This is a genomic window from Lysinibacillus sp. NPDC096418 (genome assembly GCF_044762775.1).
Lineage (GTDB): Bacteria > Bacillota > Bacilli > Bacillales_A > Planococcaceae > Lysinibacillus.
On sequence record NZ_JBIWEY010000037.1, the window covers coordinates 13,990 to 30,157 of the forward strand.

Annotated in this window: 15 protein-coding genes and 1 pseudogene; 6 read left to right on the top strand and 10 right to left on the bottom strand. The window is 36.6% G+C overall.

Translation table 11 applies throughout. The annotated features are described in order from the left end of the window. Window positions 1-355: 355 nt before the first annotated feature. From ACIQZG_RS20395 to ACIQZG_RS20405, 3 genes are all read left to right on the top strand, one after another. Window positions 356-1,579 (top strand): DUF5780 domain-containing protein, encoded by a 1,224-nt coding sequence (locus ACIQZG_RS20395; RefSeq protein WP_402757312.1) that lies wholly within the window; start codon window positions 356-358, stop codon window positions 1,577-1,579. Window positions 1,580-1,995: 416 nt separating this feature from the next. Continuing rightward, window positions 1,996-2,160, top strand: a complete 165-nt coding sequence (locus ACIQZG_RS20400; protein WP_402757314.1) for a hypothetical protein — start codon at window positions 1,996-1,998, stop codon at window positions 2,158-2,160. Window positions 2,161-2,165: 5 nt separating this feature from the next. Further along, window positions 2,166-3,620 (top strand): ABC1 kinase family protein, encoded by a 1,455-nt coding sequence (locus ACIQZG_RS20405; protein ID WP_402757316.1) that lies wholly within the window; start codon window positions 2,166-2,168, stop codon window positions 3,618-3,620. Between the two features lie 16 nt (window positions 3,621-3,636). On the opposite strand, the gene ACIQZG_RS20410 is transcribed toward ACIQZG_RS20405, so the two are convergent. Further along, on the bottom strand, window positions 3,637-3,957 hold the full coding sequence (locus ACIQZG_RS20410) for a VTT domain-containing protein (protein ID WP_402757365.1): 321 nt from the start codon (window positions 3,955-3,957) through the stop codon (window positions 3,637-3,639). 116 nt (window positions 3,958-4,073) lie between these two features. Here ACIQZG_RS20410 and ACIQZG_RS20415 point away from each other — a divergent pair, with 116 nt between their 5' ends. Together ACIQZG_RS20415 and ACIQZG_RS20420 are read left to right on the top strand one after the other, a co-directional pair. Continuing rightward, a complete protein-coding gene (locus tag ACIQZG_RS20415) occupies window positions 4,074-4,199 on the top strand; it encodes a hypothetical protein (protein ID WP_402757318.1) in 126 nt (41 codons plus the stop codon). A gap of 290 nt (window positions 4,200-4,489) precedes the next feature. Then, window positions 4,490-4,708: a hypothetical protein gene (locus ACIQZG_RS20420; protein WP_402757320.1), complete on the top strand. Its 219-nt coding sequence runs from the start codon at window positions 4,490-4,492 to the stop codon at window positions 4,706-4,708. Window positions 4,709-4,800: 92 nt separating this feature from the next. Here the strand turns inward: ACIQZG_RS20420 and ACIQZG_RS20425 are convergent, their stop codons facing one another. Further along, window positions 4,801-5,064 (bottom strand): sulfite exporter TauE/SafE family protein, encoded by a 264-nt coding sequence (locus tag ACIQZG_RS20425; protein WP_402757321.1) that lies wholly within the window; start codon window positions 5,062-5,064, stop codon window positions 4,801-4,803. 232 nt (window positions 5,065-5,296) lie between these two features. Continuing rightward, window positions 5,297-5,467, bottom strand: a pseudogene (locus tag ACIQZG_RS24575) (cytochrome c biogenesis protein CcdA); the annotation flags it as partial. Between the two features lie 360 nt (window positions 5,468-5,827). Between ACIQZG_RS24575 and fumC the strand changes: the two are divergent. Beyond that, complete coding sequence (fumC, locus tag ACIQZG_RS20435) at window positions 5,828-7,219, top strand: class II fumarate hydratase (protein WP_402757323.1); 1,392 nt, start codon at window positions 5,828-5,830, stop codon at window positions 7,217-7,219. A 464-nt stretch (window positions 7,220-7,683) separates the two neighbouring features. On the opposite strand, the gene ACIQZG_RS20440 is transcribed toward fumC, so the two are convergent. The 7 genes from ACIQZG_RS20440 to ACIQZG_RS20470 all read right to left on the bottom strand — a co-directional run bounded on the left by ACIQZG_RS20440 (window position 7,684) and on the right by ACIQZG_RS20470 (window position 16,040). Continuing rightward, window positions 7,684-8,649 carry a stalk domain-containing protein gene (locus ACIQZG_RS20440; RefSeq protein ID WP_402757324.1) on the bottom strand — a complete coding sequence of 322 codons (966 nt, stop codon included), beginning with the start codon at window positions 8,647-8,649 and terminating at the stop codon, window positions 7,684-7,686. Between the two features lie 23 nt (window positions 8,650-8,672). After that, window positions 8,673-10,502, bottom strand: coding sequence for a glycerophosphoryl diester phosphodiesterase membrane domain-containing protein (locus tag ACIQZG_RS20445; protein ID WP_402757326.1), 1,830 nt, complete (start codon window positions 10,500-10,502; stop codon window positions 8,673-8,675). A 362-nt stretch (window positions 10,503-10,864) separates the two neighbouring features. Further along, window positions 10,865-12,436 carry an amidohydrolase gene (locus ACIQZG_RS20450; RefSeq protein WP_402757328.1) on the bottom strand — a complete coding sequence of 524 codons (1,572 nt, stop codon included), beginning with the start codon at window positions 12,434-12,436 and terminating at the stop codon, window positions 10,865-10,867. Window positions 12,437-12,451: 15 nt separating this feature from the next. Next, window positions 12,452-13,003 carry a biotin transporter BioY gene (locus ACIQZG_RS20455; protein WP_402757330.1) on the bottom strand — a complete coding sequence of 184 codons (552 nt, stop codon included), beginning with the start codon at window positions 13,001-13,003 and terminating at the stop codon, window positions 12,452-12,454. Window positions 13,004-13,155: 152 nt separating this feature from the next. Next, complete coding sequence (locus ACIQZG_RS20460; protein WP_402757332.1) at window positions 13,156-13,824, bottom strand: TIGR04104 family putative zinc finger protein; 669 nt, start codon at window positions 13,822-13,824, stop codon at window positions 13,156-13,158. Beyond that, complete coding sequence (locus ACIQZG_RS20465) at window positions 13,811-14,326, bottom strand: RNA polymerase sigma factor (protein WP_402757334.1); 516 nt, start codon at window positions 14,324-14,326, stop codon at window positions 13,811-13,813. The genes ACIQZG_RS20460 and ACIQZG_RS20465 overlap by 14 nt, the downstream gene beginning before the upstream one ends. Before the next feature lie 262 nt (window positions 14,327-14,588). Then, on the bottom strand, window positions 14,589-16,040 hold the full coding sequence (locus tag ACIQZG_RS20470; RefSeq protein ID WP_402757336.1) for a GGDEF domain-containing protein: 1,452 nt from the start codon (window positions 16,038-16,040) through the stop codon (window positions 14,589-14,591). Window positions 16,041-16,168: the final 128 nt, after the last annotated feature.

Consider the following 16,168-nt stretch of genomic DNA (forward strand, 5'->3'; position numbering starts at 1 on the left):
TTCTTATTTCGTTCTAGCATAACCATAGCCTATGTTCGGTACAATAATATCATGTTCCCTGTTATATAGAAATAAACCACGAACAGTTTTCAATATAGTAAGGATTTATAAAAAACAACAAACTAAAAGATTTACATCTCCAATGATGTAGATCTTTTAGTTGTTAGCATTATCCACTTTGATAGTGTATTGCCTAGATTCTTGCGCAATCATTCTCTTCTTATATAGATATTGATATCCCCCAATTAAAATTCAAATACTCTTTCTTCCCTCTCAAAAAAACAATTAATAAATTAATTTTCACCATTGAATAATGTGGTAAAATATTACTGATAATTCCGAAGGAGGAAATGGAATGAAGTGTAACAAATGCGGTGCTGATAATCAAAATGATAGTATTTTTTGCAGTAAATGTGGTACAAACTTATCGACTGTAGAAAATGAGGAAAAAATCGATAAAAAGTTAAAGAATAATAAGCTTAATAATAAAAAACTCATTTTCAGCTCTATTATTGGACTGTTAGCGATTATAGCTTTAATACCACTATTTATGTATTTTAACAATCCTGTGAAAACGTATAAAGATGAAATTAGAAGTAATAACTATAAAGCAGCGACGGAAATATATAATCAAGAAATACGAGGAGATATAGATGGCGAACAAAAAGTAAAAGCATTTCTTATTGATGAGGTTACCTCTATAAAAGAGTCATTTTCAAAGCAACAAATTGGAGCCGATGAGGCAATAGAAAAATTAGAAACCATTAAGAACACAAAATTAATTACTTCAGATGTAAATGAAACTATTATCTACATAAAGCAATTGAATTACTCAAGAATTGCTTATAAATCTGCCGGGGAATTTCAGAAGGAAAAAAATTATATAGAGGCTATCAAAGCATATAAAAAAGTTGTGAAAGAAGATGAAAATTATCAATCTGCTCAAAGTGAAACAAAAAACATCTTAGAAAACTATAAAAAAGATGTGTTGGTGCAAAGTGAAAAAAATGCGACTTCTAAAGACTTTGATGCCGCGGTTTCTTCACTAAAAGAGGCATCAGAATTACTTCCAAATGATAATGATATTTCCGCGAAGTTAGCAATCTATGAGAAAAATTTAGCTGAGCAAAAGGCTATTGAAAAAAAACAAGAGATTACAAATGCTAAAGCTGCTCAATTAGTCATTGTGAACAGCTCTAAAATCATTTCACAATCTGATGATTTTAAAACGATATATCCTGATATGATTCAAGTAATTATTAAAAATCAATCTGATAAAACAATTAAATCTATGAATGTTGGTTCCTTAGGCTATGACCATAATGGATACCCAGTTAAAATCAAAACGCAATTTAATTTTTCTGGAGGTGATTATGAATTTGTAGGTCATGGGGATGATGTAAATATCGTTGCAGGAGCGACATACGGTTATGATGTTGGATGGAATCTTGATGATCCACATGGCATTTCAAAAACTCTATCTTGTGTAAAGAGTGTTACATATTATGATGGGACGATGTGGGATAACCCATATTATCCGTATTGGCTGGAAGAATATAAAGAACAGCCCCTTCATTAAAAATGTTTTTAACGTTTAATATATAATAGTTTTAACAATAGAAACTAGAGTCAAATCGATTATTGAATTTGACTCTTTTTTACGTCTTGTGATGGTAGGCAAAATCAGTTGTTTTCAAACGCTACTACCTCGCCAGCAGTAAGACAACCTAATGCATTATTTTATTATTATAATTACTAAGACTCATCATCAAAAAGCAACATTACATACATTAATCATTTTAGTAGACTATTATTCGCAAAATCTACCGTCCCCCCTACATCCTGATTTTCCCTCTATCTATTAAGATAAAAATTCACCTTTATTTAAAATAAGTTTATAAATTTTCAACATGGACAATTCTTCATTACCTTATAATACCTTTTTGTATATAATTAAGGAAAAATATTCTACTACGCGGGGTTGATGATAACGATATGAAAAATCGAAAAAGTTGGTTTCGAATGTGGAAGATACTTTCCTTTGCATTTTCTATGTTCCTTCAAGTCTATTGGTATCGTATTCGTAAAAAATCTGATGTGGAATGGAATGCATTATGGGAGAAGCTTGGAGGACAATTCCGTCAGACACTTTTTAGTTAGAAGGAGTGTTAATTAAGGTCGGGCAATTTTTAAGCATTCGCAAAGATTTGATTCCTAGCAGTTTTATCGATCAAATACAAGATTTAGTGGATCAGGTACCCCCATCCCCTTGGGAAGAAATAAAAAGTGTACTAGAAAAAGAATGGGGAAATTCTATTGAAAACGTACTACTTACAATCGAAACTAAAGCCGTGGCTTCAGCATCCATAGGAGAGGTTTATCGCGGGATATTAAAGGATGGAACACAGGTTGCCATTAAGGTTCAACGTCCATCAATCCCTTCAATTATGCGAATCGATTTTCGTTCTTTAGCCATCATTATTTGGTTTGCGCATCACTTTGCCCCAGTTCCTAAAGGATTTATCAACTTTAAAATGCTATTCAAAGAACTAAAATACGTAATTGAACGTGAATTAGATTTCAAGAAAGAATTAGAAAGCATGCATCACTTTCGCAATCGTTTTGAATCCTATCAATACCTAACTATTCCCAAAGTTTATCCCGACATTAGCACTCAGCAGGTATTAGTAATGGAATGGATCGATGGCGTTAGAATAACGGATGTAGATTTTTTAGATACTGCTCAGATCAATCGAGAGGAATTGGCGCAGCGTTTAATCCGCATTTTTCTGCCGCAATGGTTAGAAGCTGGCGTTTTCCATGCTGATCCTCATGCAGGAAATGTATTGGTGAAATCAGACGGCACGATTGTACTTCTTGATTTCGGCATGGTCGGTGAAATATCAAGAAAAGATGCTACCCACTTCCAAAATTTGATTCAAGCCATCTTATTGAAAAATTTTGCACAAGCAGCAGAGGCATTAAGAGATTTAGGCTTCTTATTGCCAGGGGCCAATCTCAAAATAATTGAAAATCTACTTAAAGACATATTAACCCTTGATCTTAATCAGGTAAAAGAAATGGATTTATTTGCTTTAAAGAAAGAGATGAATGATATTGTCAAAGAACTACCTATCCAAGTACCTACACGATTTATCTTTTTAGGGCGCTCCTTCATTACAATAGAAGGCATGCTCCTAACCATTAACCCAAATAATGAGATTCTAGACATCATTAAACCAGCATTTTCTGACTGGCTCAAACAAGGAAGCGCAAATAACTGGAAGTCTGTTTTACAGTGGATAAATGCACTACCAATTTTTAAAATCTTCCACTCGGTTCAAGATTTAATAGAGTCACCCCAGCGATTATTGGCTCAAAAAGAAACACTTCAACAAAGGGAGTTTTATTTCTCAATTTATGAAAATCAAAAAAAATATACCTTTATATTAGGTGTCCTAGGATTTGTAGGTACTTTTTCCGGCATGTATTTACAATATCCTGTATTATCGAAAGTTTCAGGTGGGTTAATAGTGATTTCTACTTTTGTTTATTTTATAAGTAGTTGGCGACAACGAAAATGGTTAAAATTTATGGATAGAAATATTAAAAGAGGATGATCAAATGCACTTTTGATCATCCTCTTGCCCATTTATTTCTTAATTTCAAACCAATGAGAAATATCACTATAACATATAGACCTATCATGATACCAATTAATAGCTGATTCTTTCCAAATCGAGCACCTCTTAACGTGAAAGCCAGCATCGTTGGAAACTTTCCGAGTGCTGTAGCAAGAAAGAATGACCCAAAATGAACCTTTGTTACACCTGCAATGGCATTGATTGCAGCTGAAGGCATTATAGGAATTAATCTACTGATGAGGATTGCTAAAAAGCCATTGCGCCCGAGTAATTGAAAAAAATCCATCAAGCCGTTGCCATTTTTGGACTTGATTTAGCGCATTCCTTTGAAATGCATACCTACAAAGAAAAAACATGCAGATTGAGCCAAACACAGTACCACCTAAGCTGATGAATAATGCAACTGGAACTGAATAGGTCGCTGCGATAATGCCAGCTACTAAGGGGATTGGAATTGCAGGTAAAAATGCTAACATTGCCATGAGAAAAAAGCTACTGATTCTCGTCATCCACGAATCATGTTTAATCCAAGTTAATAAATCATCCATTTTCTAAGTTGTCCTTCTCGTCCTTTTAGTTCTTTTTTATTTTGCGTAACTAGTTGAGATAAATAATATCCAAACATTGTAATAAAACATTACAACCGGAATAACGTAAATGCTCAAAAATAACACATCTAGATTTCAGCTTTTCCCTAAATTTATATGTACGTTAAAAGTGGATTGTAACAGATATCTCACTGACCATAACCCTCACATCATTATTTTACACGTTCTATATTTTTCACTGACAACATAAATTGACTCATGTTAGTTGTAACTTTATTAAAAAGGAGACCGTAAAATATGATGGTGATTCATTTTTATGAAAATAAAATTGAAGTGTTAAATCAATTTGTCGTGCGTATACCTGATGTCGATGAATTAATCAAAATTAAAGGTCGAAAAGCAAAAGTTCTAGAAGTTATTCAGATGGATGAAAACCAGTACCATGTACATGTGATTTATGAAAAAGAGCCTAAAAAGAAAATAGTCACAAAGGAACTTGGGAAGAAAAGAAGATAAGTTTCTCCTATGTTAAAAGCGTCTCAAAAACTATTGAGACGCTTTTATGATTTACCTAAATTACAAACCGGTAAAGTCTCCGAAAATTGGTGCTAATATACGATTAAAATGACCATTTGATCAAAGAAAAGTAGCAGTCCAGCAACAATCATAATGACGCCACCCACTTTCATAAATGACTGACTATACTTTTTAACAATTGCTAGTTTTGAAATGAAAAAGGATAGCGTGAAAAACGGGATACGAAACCCTAATATATAAGCAACCACATACCCCATTCCTTCCCCTGGATTTTGTGACACCATAAGTGAAATTGCACCTAATATCGGTCCAGCACAAGGTGTCCAACCAGCCACAAACACAAATCCTATCACCTGAACTAATATAGCCTGCAGGCCGATGCTGAATATGTACTCCGTAATCTTTCATTAAAAACTTAGGCAGCCAAATCACTAGCGTTATAATCCCAAATAACACCATAAAGATCGCGCCGAATTGTCTAAAGAATTCACCGTAATTCAGAAAAAATCCCTTTAGTAAAGAGGCACTATAACCTAAAATCAAATAAATAAGTGAGAACCCTATTAAAAAACTTAATATATGGAGTATCGCTGTTTTGCGTTTAGTCATTTGCTCAACTTGAATTTCTCTGATCGTCAAACCTGTTATGTATGAAAGAAAGGCTGGATACAAAGGTAACACGCACGGCGAAATAAAGCTCATCACCCCTGTTCCAAATGCGAATAAAAAAATTAACATTTGTTTGCATAAATAGCCTCTCCTAATTGGTATTTTGAATAACAACGCGAGTAATAGGAAAATGTTTCTATACTATGTTTAATAGATATTCTCAATTGTTTTAATTTTCATATTAAATATCCGTTGACTTTTTAATTGATAAAGATTATCATTATCAATAGATTATTTCTTTTCTCCAATGCTTAAACAAAATCCCCCTCTTTTTTTGAATAAGCATGCATCAAACGGATATTCTTATATCAGACTAAGAATATCCGTTTTTTAATTTATTCAGCGGTCTTTAAACGTCCACTGAATAAAATTAAAGCCTCTATTACGCCATGGCGAAATTGATTTACATACACAAAGGAGTTGTTTGGAATGGATTATCGTATTGAAAAAGACACTATGGGTGAAATCAAAGTACCTGCAGACAAAATTTGGGGCGCTCAAACACAGCGTAGTAAAGAGAACTTCCGTATCGGTACAGAACAAATGCCAATCGAGTTGATTCAGGCGATGGCGATTTTAAAGAAAGGTGCAGCACTCGCGAACAATAAGCTTGGCAAACTTTCAGATGTAAAAACTACTGCAATTGTTCAAGCAGCAGATGAAGTTTTGAACGGACAATGGGACGACCAATTCCCTCTTGTCGTATGGCAAACTGGTAGTGGCACACAGTCTAATATGAATGTGAACGAAGTGATTGCGCATCGTGCCAATCAAATTTTAAAAGATGCTGGCGAGGCTGATCTCATTCATCCTAATGATGATGTCAACAAATCGCAAAGCTCGAACGATACTTTCCCAACGGCTCTTCATATTGCAGCTGTTCTAAAAGTAGAAGACTACCTACTACCTCGTCTTCGCCTACTCAAAACAACATTGGACGAGAAGGCGGAGAATTTTAAAGATATTATTAAAATCGGACGCACGCATTTACAAGATGCTACCCCACTTACATTAGGTCAAGAAATCAGTGGCTGGTCAGCAATGCTAGCAAAGTCGGAAAAAATGATCCGTCTGAACATTGAGTTTATGAAGGAACTCGCAATCGGTGGAACTGCGGTCGGCACAGGTATTAACGCTCACCCTGAATTTGGAGACCGTGTAGCAGCAGAAATTAGCGCAATCACTGGAAAAAGTTTTACATCAGCAGCAAATAAGTTCCATGCCTTAACGAGTCATGACGAAGCCGTTGTTGCACATGGTGCCTTAAAAGCACTTGCTGCAGACTTAATGAAAATTGCCAACGATGTACGCTGGTTAGCAAGTGGCCCACGTTCTGGTATTGGCGAAATTACCATACCTGAAAATGAACCAGGTTCTTCGATTATGCCAGGAAAAGTAAACCCAACACAAAGTGAAGCGATGACAATGGTTGTCACACAAGTTGTCGGAAATGACGCAACGATCGCATTTGCCGCTTCACAAGGAAATTTTGAATTAAACGTCTTTAAACCAGTTATTATTTATAATTTCTTGCAATCCACGCGCCTACTAGCTGATACAATGAAGTCATTCAATGATCACTGCGCAGTTGGTATTGAGCCAAACATAGAGGTACTAGACCGTAATCTACAAAACTCATTAATGCTAGTAACCGCACTCAACCCTTACATCGGCTACGAAAACGCAGCAAAAATTGCGAAACTTGCCCATAATGAAGGCACAACATTGAAAGAAGCTGCTATTGCAAGTGGTATCTTAACCGAGGCACAATTCGATGAATACGTAGATCCAGCAACAATGATTTATCCAAACGCAAAATAAATAGGACTACGAAAACCCCAGCTAAGCACTTTGTTTAGCTGGGGTTTGGTTTTATCCTGTTGTAGATTCCTGAGCGCACCTCTCTTCCACCTGAGCGGCAAAATACATTACCCGAGCGTATCTCTACTCCATCTGAGCGGCACTTCACTTTACCCGAGCGTATCTCTCTTCTACCTGAGCGGTACTAACTTACCCGAGCGTAACTCCCCTCTACCTGAGCGGTACTCACTTTACTCGAGCGGAACTCCTCTCTACCTGAGCGATTCTTCACTTTATCCGAGCGAACCTCCCTATCACCTGAGCGGCAATACACTTTACCCGAGCGTATCTCTTCTCTACCCGAGCGGCACTCTCTATACTCGAGCGTATCTCTCCTCCACCTGAGCAGTACTCAATTCTAAACACACCGAATTGTCTAACCTAGAAAAAACCTCCACAGCACGATGGCCGTAGAGGTTTATTATTTATTTAGTGTTCAATAAGTCTTCTACAAATGTAACTGGTACATATGTTTTTGTTGCTTCTAGTAATGCTGGTGCTACGTCAAATTGTCGTAGGGATTTGTTGAAACCGTACGCTTTTTGACCACGAGTAATTGTATACGATAACGCACCTTTTGAAACGATTGCACCGTAGCCAGTTGATTCTACTTTGTAGCCAAGTTCTTCAGCGATTAAACGTAGTGGTACCATTTTTATGCCATCAACTTCATGGAAATCAGAGGCAATTATTTTTTGTACAGCAGCTTCCGCTGGATCCACCTCTGCTTCTGGAACTTCTTTTGCAGGGGTAACTTCAGCTGATTCTTGTTCTTCGTTGTCTAAAATAATGACTTTTGTTGGTGGTGTTTGTGCTGGGATACTCATTGTTGTAATGGCATAGAAAACGAGTAAGTTTTGCTCTGGTAAATCTGCAATTGTGACATCTTTGCCAGATAAACTTGAAACTTTTGTTTCTTCACTAACATTCAATTTCAATGAAAGCTCTTCACTCAATAAGTTTTTATCGAACGTTCCAACAGCTACACTGCCCATTGCTTCTGTTTCAACGATAATGACTTCCGGGCTGTACTGTGGTGGATAGATCAAAATCATCGGCTTGTTTGCATAAGTGTATGCCGTTACTTTGTCACCTTTTTGAAGCTTCACTTCTTTACCTGTATTATCGAAAACAAGTGTGTCCTTGTTCACGGCAAATATATTTGTATTTTCACCTTCTTTAGTTGTGTAGTATGTCGCGTTGTCACGTACTTCTACATCTTCAATTGTTCCTGCGATCTTAATAAAGATAGGTTGTACTTGTGCCTCGTTTTTTTGTGCATCACTTGTCACAATTGCCTCTCCTCCGTTTGCTAAAGCTGCCGGTGACGCGGCTGCACTTCCGATTAATAATGCTGACATTGCGAATGGAATAACTTTTTTCATTTTCATCAAAATCTCTCCCTTGTTATGTTTCAAAGAATTAGTCGATTTAAAATGAAAAAGGTTACAAAGCTACCAAAATATTTTTGAAAATCAAAGTCCAATCTGTTTAGTACTCTTTCAAGGAAGTACTTATTTCTGCCCTGCTTGGACCGAATATCTAATGCTACAATTGGATGATCAGTAATCACACCGGTTACATTTTTGCTAATATATTCTTGTAATAAGTGGTCCTTGTTTAACGTCCAAACAAATAAATCGATATTTAATAGTTGCATTTCTTCTATTAAACGATCACTCACTGATGATTCTTCTAGTGCAATAAAATCTACCTTTACTTCATCATTTGTACCAATATTTAGTGCATAGACAATCCCTACACGTAAATTGGGTGCTAGTTTCTTTAATTGCAACATCTTTTCTGAGTTTGCTGATTGCACGTAATACTTATCAAGGACTTTATGTGCACGAAGCTTTTCAACTAATCGAACTAGGACATCTTCTGTTTCCTTGCCATGAATTTTCAGTTCAATGAGTAACGAAATATCTAGTGCTTGTGCCGTCTCAATAAAGTCATCGAGAGACGTAATTTTGTCACTAAAACCATTCGCATGAACCGTCACAGCCGTTAACTCACTAAGCGTCATATTCGCTACCGTACTGGACTTCCCAGCTAACCTTCGCAATGTACGATCATGAAAGACGACAAAGTCCCCGTCTGCCGTTTGCTGTATGTCTAGTTCGATTAAATCAGCGCCTGTATTCGCCACACTTGCTAGTCCACTAAGTGTATTTTCGACGCCTTCCCCCATATAGCTTCTATGTGCAATGATTTTCGTATCGGGTGCATAAACACTTTTTTCTAGTGAATCAATATTAATTACGCTCAATACAATGAATACAGTACTGACTAATATTAATATATGCTTATATCGCTTTTTCACAAAATTTGGAGATATATTCAGTTTCTTAAAACTCAACGTATTATATGTAATCGCGACCATTACTTGCGAAAACATTGCTTGTAGTAAACTAAAGAGGACGACAAAAATAATTTCTAAAAACGCCAACGTCAGCCCTGCAGTCACTAGCGCTGAACTCGGCATATGCCTCTCGATTACATATAACGGAACCATACTGACAACTGTAATACCGAAAAGTGCAAGTAAGTACCCTGTTAAAAGCATCGCTAATAATATAAGCAACTCCAGTAAGCGTCGTTTAGAAAAATGCCAACTGGATATGATAGATTGACGGATAGAGGTTTTCGAATGAATTGTAAAAATTGGTAAAGTCAGCGTGCTACGAATACCAAAAATAATAAGCAAACCCGCTACAGCTGCATAAAATAATCTGCCAACACTCGATTGCATCAATTCATCCATAATAAAATGTGGAATTATAATTTCCTGTGTTAAAGTAAGTGGTAGAAGTACAGATGCAAGCGGCAAAAGAAACGCAATATAAAGTGCAAAATAAATAGTTTGAAAGCTACAAAAAAACACAGCCTTCCGATTAAGTTGCTGCCAAATTGCAAGAAACTTATAGCGGATGCCTCGCTGCTGGTTGTATGCCATGTTAAATAACAAGCCCATTTCATAATAAATGAATAATAACACAATAAATATCCATAAAAGGATCATGCATATTACTAAGGGGTGCATTAAAAAGCTATACAAATTTTGATCTGTGATATGCGTATAACCTGTTACCCATAGCATAAGCTTAAACGCCAATGACGTCACAGGCACAATAAACAAAAATTGAACTAGCCGAATGAGTGCAAAAACTTGAATATAATCGATGCGATAAACTAGAATGTTTCGCAATGCTAGTCTAATAATTTGTCGTTCTTTTTGCATACATACACCCCCCCTGCTTAATAGGTTATTCACTCGTTTCAAAAACCATTCCCGAGGTAAAATTACTTTTGATAAATTTAGCAAAATCCCCCATAATAGAAGTATATGTATTCTAGAAAGGAAGTTGTATTACTTGGAAAATTTCCACATAGGAGATATCATTTCTTCGATTTTCATTTTCACCATATTAATATCTATGATTGTGATTATCACTCGTTTGCTAATAACGGTCTTCTCAAAAAATAAACACTCATCACCTGATCAACAAGTACACGAGTTAACGATGCGTATCAATCATTTAGAGAAACAAGTTGAGGAACTACAAAAAAAATCGTTGTGAAGATTATCTCCACAACGATTTTTTAGTCCTTTTCATAAACAATCTTGCCATCCACGACTGTATGTGCAACTTCAATATTTGGCAGTTTCTCAATTTCCACCTTAAATATATCATCTGTAAACACAGTAAAATCAGCTGAAAAACCAGGTGCGATTTGTCCACGGTTATGTTGTTGTCCAATGATGGCAGCAGCACCAACTGTATATAGTTGCACCGCTTCAAAGCGTGATATTTTCTCCTGTGCGCCATAACCATCATGGTACTCCCCGAAATTCCGTCTAGTGACAGCCGCATAAATTCCATACAGTGGATTAGGTACTTCTATCGGTGCATCACTGCCACCAGCTACGATAAGTCCCCTATTTAATAATGATTTTAGTGGGTGTAGTCCCTTAGTACGTTTGTCACCAAGCCGAGCCATTTCCGCTGTGTATTCACCCTGTACAAACTGAGGTTGCATATCAATCGCAACTGGCAGTGAGGCTAATTTAGCAAGAATCTGCTCATTTACTAAGCTACAATGAATCACACGATCAAGCTGACCCTCCCGTGGTGGACATTTCGCAAAAACATCTAAAATCAAATCAATGGCTAAATCACCAATCGCATGCACCGCAACCGTTTGATCGTAACATCTAGCAAGTTGAACTAACTCCTCAAGCTGAGCTTTTGAATGAACAAGCATTCCGCTATTTTCCGGATCATCACAATACGGTTCTCGCAGTGCCGCCGTTCGTCCACCAAATGCTCCGTCGACAAATATTTTCATTGCCCCAAACTCCAAATAAGGCGACCTGTTCTTGTTCAAATCGGCGTTCATTATTTCCTTAAATACTTGATGATGCTGTAACAAATGAACTTTAAATGTTTGCCTATCTTCGACGATTTTACGAAAAGCATCAATTGGCTGATAAGGTGGTCCATAATAGCTTAAATCCTCAGAATGCCCACCGACGAGCCCAACCGCTTGCAATGACATCACAGCCTTTTCAAGCGCATCCTCAATATACGCTGGTGTAATATGTGGCATATGATTGACAATCATATAAAGCGCTGCATCCTTTAAAACACCCGTTACTCGGCCATCGACCTTTTCAATAATCCCCCCCTCTGGAGAAGGTGTAGCATCAGTAATCCCTGCAAAAACTAACGCTTTGGAGTTTGCTAATAGTAAATGATGACAGCTTCGCTTGATAATAAGATGCGCCTCTCCGAGTACATCAAGTTCCGCTAACGTTGGAAATATCGGCTCGTCAAACTGGGTTTCATTGAGCCCAATCGCAATGACCCACTCATTCGAATGTACGATTTCCATTCGAGCACGGATAAGCGCTAGTAATTCATCCTTACTTTTCACATTGGATACATCAAGATGCTTTAACTTTTCCCCATAGCCAAGAATATGTAAATGACTATCGACAAAGCCCGGATACATGACATTTCCCTTTAAATCTTGGATAAAAGTAGCTTGTGGCAACAAGCGATCTACCTCACCTGTTGCCACAATTTTTCCGTTATGTTCAAGCACAGCTTCGACAGTTTCGCCGTCACTTACCATCGTGTAAATCTTACCGCCTGTCCACAAAGTTGCCAAGTTCATTCGCCTCTCTTATACAGTAGCTTCGACTAGATGTGCTGTTTCTAAACGACGACGAACAACGACGCCAAGCCAAGCTGCTAAAGCTGCTTTTAATAATCCAGGGATAATAAATGTTGCTGCACCAGCCATAAATGCTGCGTTCCAAGATAATTCAGCTACAATTTTTAACCACGTTGTACCAAATGCAAGTGTGATTACCATCCCAATGACGTTAGCTACAATGGCATGTGGAATCGTTAAGCCAAATTTTTTCATATACAGTCCCATAATAATAGCTGTCGGTAAGAAGCCTACAATGTAACCACCAGTAAGCCCAACAATGATACCGAGTCCACCAACAAAACCTGTAAATACGGGAATTCCAACTGCTCCAAGTAAAATATATAATAGTACTGATAAAGTCCCTAATTTTGCACCTAAAATTGTTACAACTAGACCGATTGCTAATGTTTGCCCTGTAATTGGTACTAGTGGCAATGGAATCGTCACCTGCGCAAGCACCGCGATAATCGCTGCCCCAAATGCTGCTAAAACGTATTGGTATGTACTACTTTTTTTCAAAATAAAGTGCCTCCCCTTGTGCGTTAACTACAATTACAATTAAGTTAACACAACGATAAATCAAATGATAACTATTGTCAATCAATTTTGAAAAATAGGCATAAAAAAAGAAATTGCTATAGCATACTAGCAATTTCTTGTGTAAATATTATTTACCAAAGTGGCTCATTCATTGGATCATCTTCTTGCAAATCAAATAAATAAGGAACTAATTGATGATAAAAAATAATGATACTTAAAAAATAAAAAATAAATCCAATAAAAAAATTATCGAATAAAAAATGCATAAAGACCATCAATGAAATAGGGATATTTAATAGAGCACCTAATTGTACTGATTTTTTTGTGCGATATTGCTTTTTCCCACAATGAGGACACTCGATTTCCCCATTCTTCCAATGAAATTTATGTGCTTGCTTATGTGACCATGTCTCCCCACATTCTATACATACAGGTAAACCATAATTTTTCTTCTTCAAGGTGTATTTAATTATTAACGTTAAGCAAGCTGTTATTCCAACTAACAGCAATCCACTCACCAAATCAGATTCTAAAAATGTCCAAAAGCTCGATGCATCCGTTTTTTGTTGTACCATTGCTCCTTGATGAACACCTGTTTTATTCTCCTCATCCTGCGAAAATAAATAACTAAAGGCAATTGCACATAAGGTAAATGTCGCTAGAACGATTCGGTACTGCCACTGATCACTTCTTCTCGGCATGCCTTTCCTACGAGCTTTTTGCGCAATAGCATGCTTTTTTTCATCTGTTAACCTTACATCTTGCAGCTCTTGCAGTATATCTTCCTTAAATCGATTCATTGCGTAACACCTCCCAGTCATTTTCACCAATTGTCACGGCTAGTTGTTTTCTCGCACGTTGTAGCCTTGTACGCACCGTTGCTTCTGGACAACCTACAAGCTGTGCGATTTCCACTGTCGTCATATCCTCAAAATAGTAGAGAATTAGCACCTCTCTGTACTGAACCGATAGTGTAAACAATGCTTCAACTAACTCTCGCTTACTAGATTTAATGAGCACCTCTTTTTCGGGTGTATGATATGTTGTTTTGCCCGTTATTTTTTCGAACAATGACAGCCGTTTACTTTTCCAGCTTCGCAAATAATCATGGCTGCGATTAACTGTCATTTTCACCAAATATGTACGTAGCGATGATTGCTGCCTAAATTGCCCCTGCTTTTGATAAAATGCAATAAAGACATCTTGTACAATATCCTCTGCCGTCGCCTCATTTTTCACATATAAATACGCAACCTTTAACAAATAATCGCCGTGTTGCGCGATGACATCTTCTATTTCCACCGCTGTCCTCACCTACCTTCTACACTACTGACGGATGACAACGCCATTCCGATTCAAATTTCCAAAGAAAATTGATTCAACTTGATAATTTGAGAGTAAAATCTAAATAAATGCTACTCACAACAGATTACGTCCCTTGAACATGCACCATTCCTCTCCAATGAAAAATAGTCATTGTAATACCATCTTCATATTTACTAATAGAAACAACATAATGTGCAAGTACTCCTCATCTACTCGAGTACTTGCACATTATGTTTCATTATTTATCATTTCCAACATTACTATAGTGGTTATAAATTGTAATTTGATTACGTCCATTGCGCTTGGATGCGTATAATGCATTGTCTGCGTTTTTAATAATTTGTCCAATATTTGTAATTCTAGCTTCATCATTTGTACTAACTCCAATACTAAATTCTAAATTCACAACTTCTGCACCTACCGATAAAGCAAGCGACGTCAGTTTTTTATATAAGTTTTCAGTCACCGTCTGTTCCGTTTGCCCCGCAATTATTTTTGTCAGCACGATAAATTCATCTCCACCAAAACGCGAAACAATTGAATCTTCATATTGCTCAAAATACTGCTGTAATGTTGTCGCAGTTAATACTAGCGCATCGTCGCCAAATAAATGACCATTTGAATCATTTATCGATTTAAAATGATCTAAGTCGATCATTAGTAACGCTAATTGCTGCTTTTCATTCGCGGCCATTTTAAGCATCTTCTGTGCATGCTCGTCAAAATAGCGTCGATTATAAATGTTTGTCAATGGATCGATAAACGCTGTTTTTTCAAATTGTTTTTTCTGATCATTATATTCCATTTCAAATAATAGTTGTGTATAATTTTCTTTTTGGATTTCCAATAAAATGCTAATATATTCTTTTTGCACAGCACATAATATTATTTTGTTCCCTTGTTGCTCAATTAACTTTACTAATGAATTGTATATTGACTGTAACAAGGATAAATCGTTATTTTGCAATGCATAGTGTTTTGATTTTTGATAAATATCAATCGCTTCACCAACATCCCCCCGTTTTTCACATAGTAGGGCATGAGCAATGAACACCTCTAATTGTGCTTTACTGTATGGCGGGTCATGAATATCGGCTAGTAGTCCCTGTAATAACTCATCCGCTTGTTGAAATTCTTCCAACCCAATATGTGCAAGTGCTAAATTTGTCTTTGGATGGATTACTTCTGTAAAAGGTTGTACATGTTTGGTTTCGAATGTATTACAATAATAAAGGCTCTCCAATGCAAATTCCTTAGCCTGACGAAACTCACCTAATTCAATTTCTAAAACACTTAAGTTATTATAAATTTTCCCCATGCTTTCTACATGTTCAATGCGTTTAGCAATTTCAAGACCCTTCAGCATGAGCTCTTCGGATTTTTTCCGATGGCCGAAAGTTCCCCAGTAAGTGGAGGCCAATGAAAAATACTGAATTAAATCAATATCATTGCCGTATTTAAAGGTAAGTTCACGGTATTGTTCAAGAACATTAATCGCAATTTGCAAATCGCCAATTTGAAAATAACTCGCACAACGATAACGGAGCAATATCATTGCTTGATCATACATCTCCAGTGCATAAGCATTATCAATGGCAGCACTACTCAACTCAATATATTCTAAATAGCGATTCGCGCTATATAAAGCTTTTAATGTTAGAAGTAGTTCTTCAAATTCTTCCCTAACCACACAGCTTCCTCCTTTTTTTAAAACCTCTCACTTCTTTTATACTATATCAAATAGAAAAATATCACCATACTTTACACCTCTTTATTTTCTAAATAATGAGTAATACAGCCTAATACCACTTCTTTTGA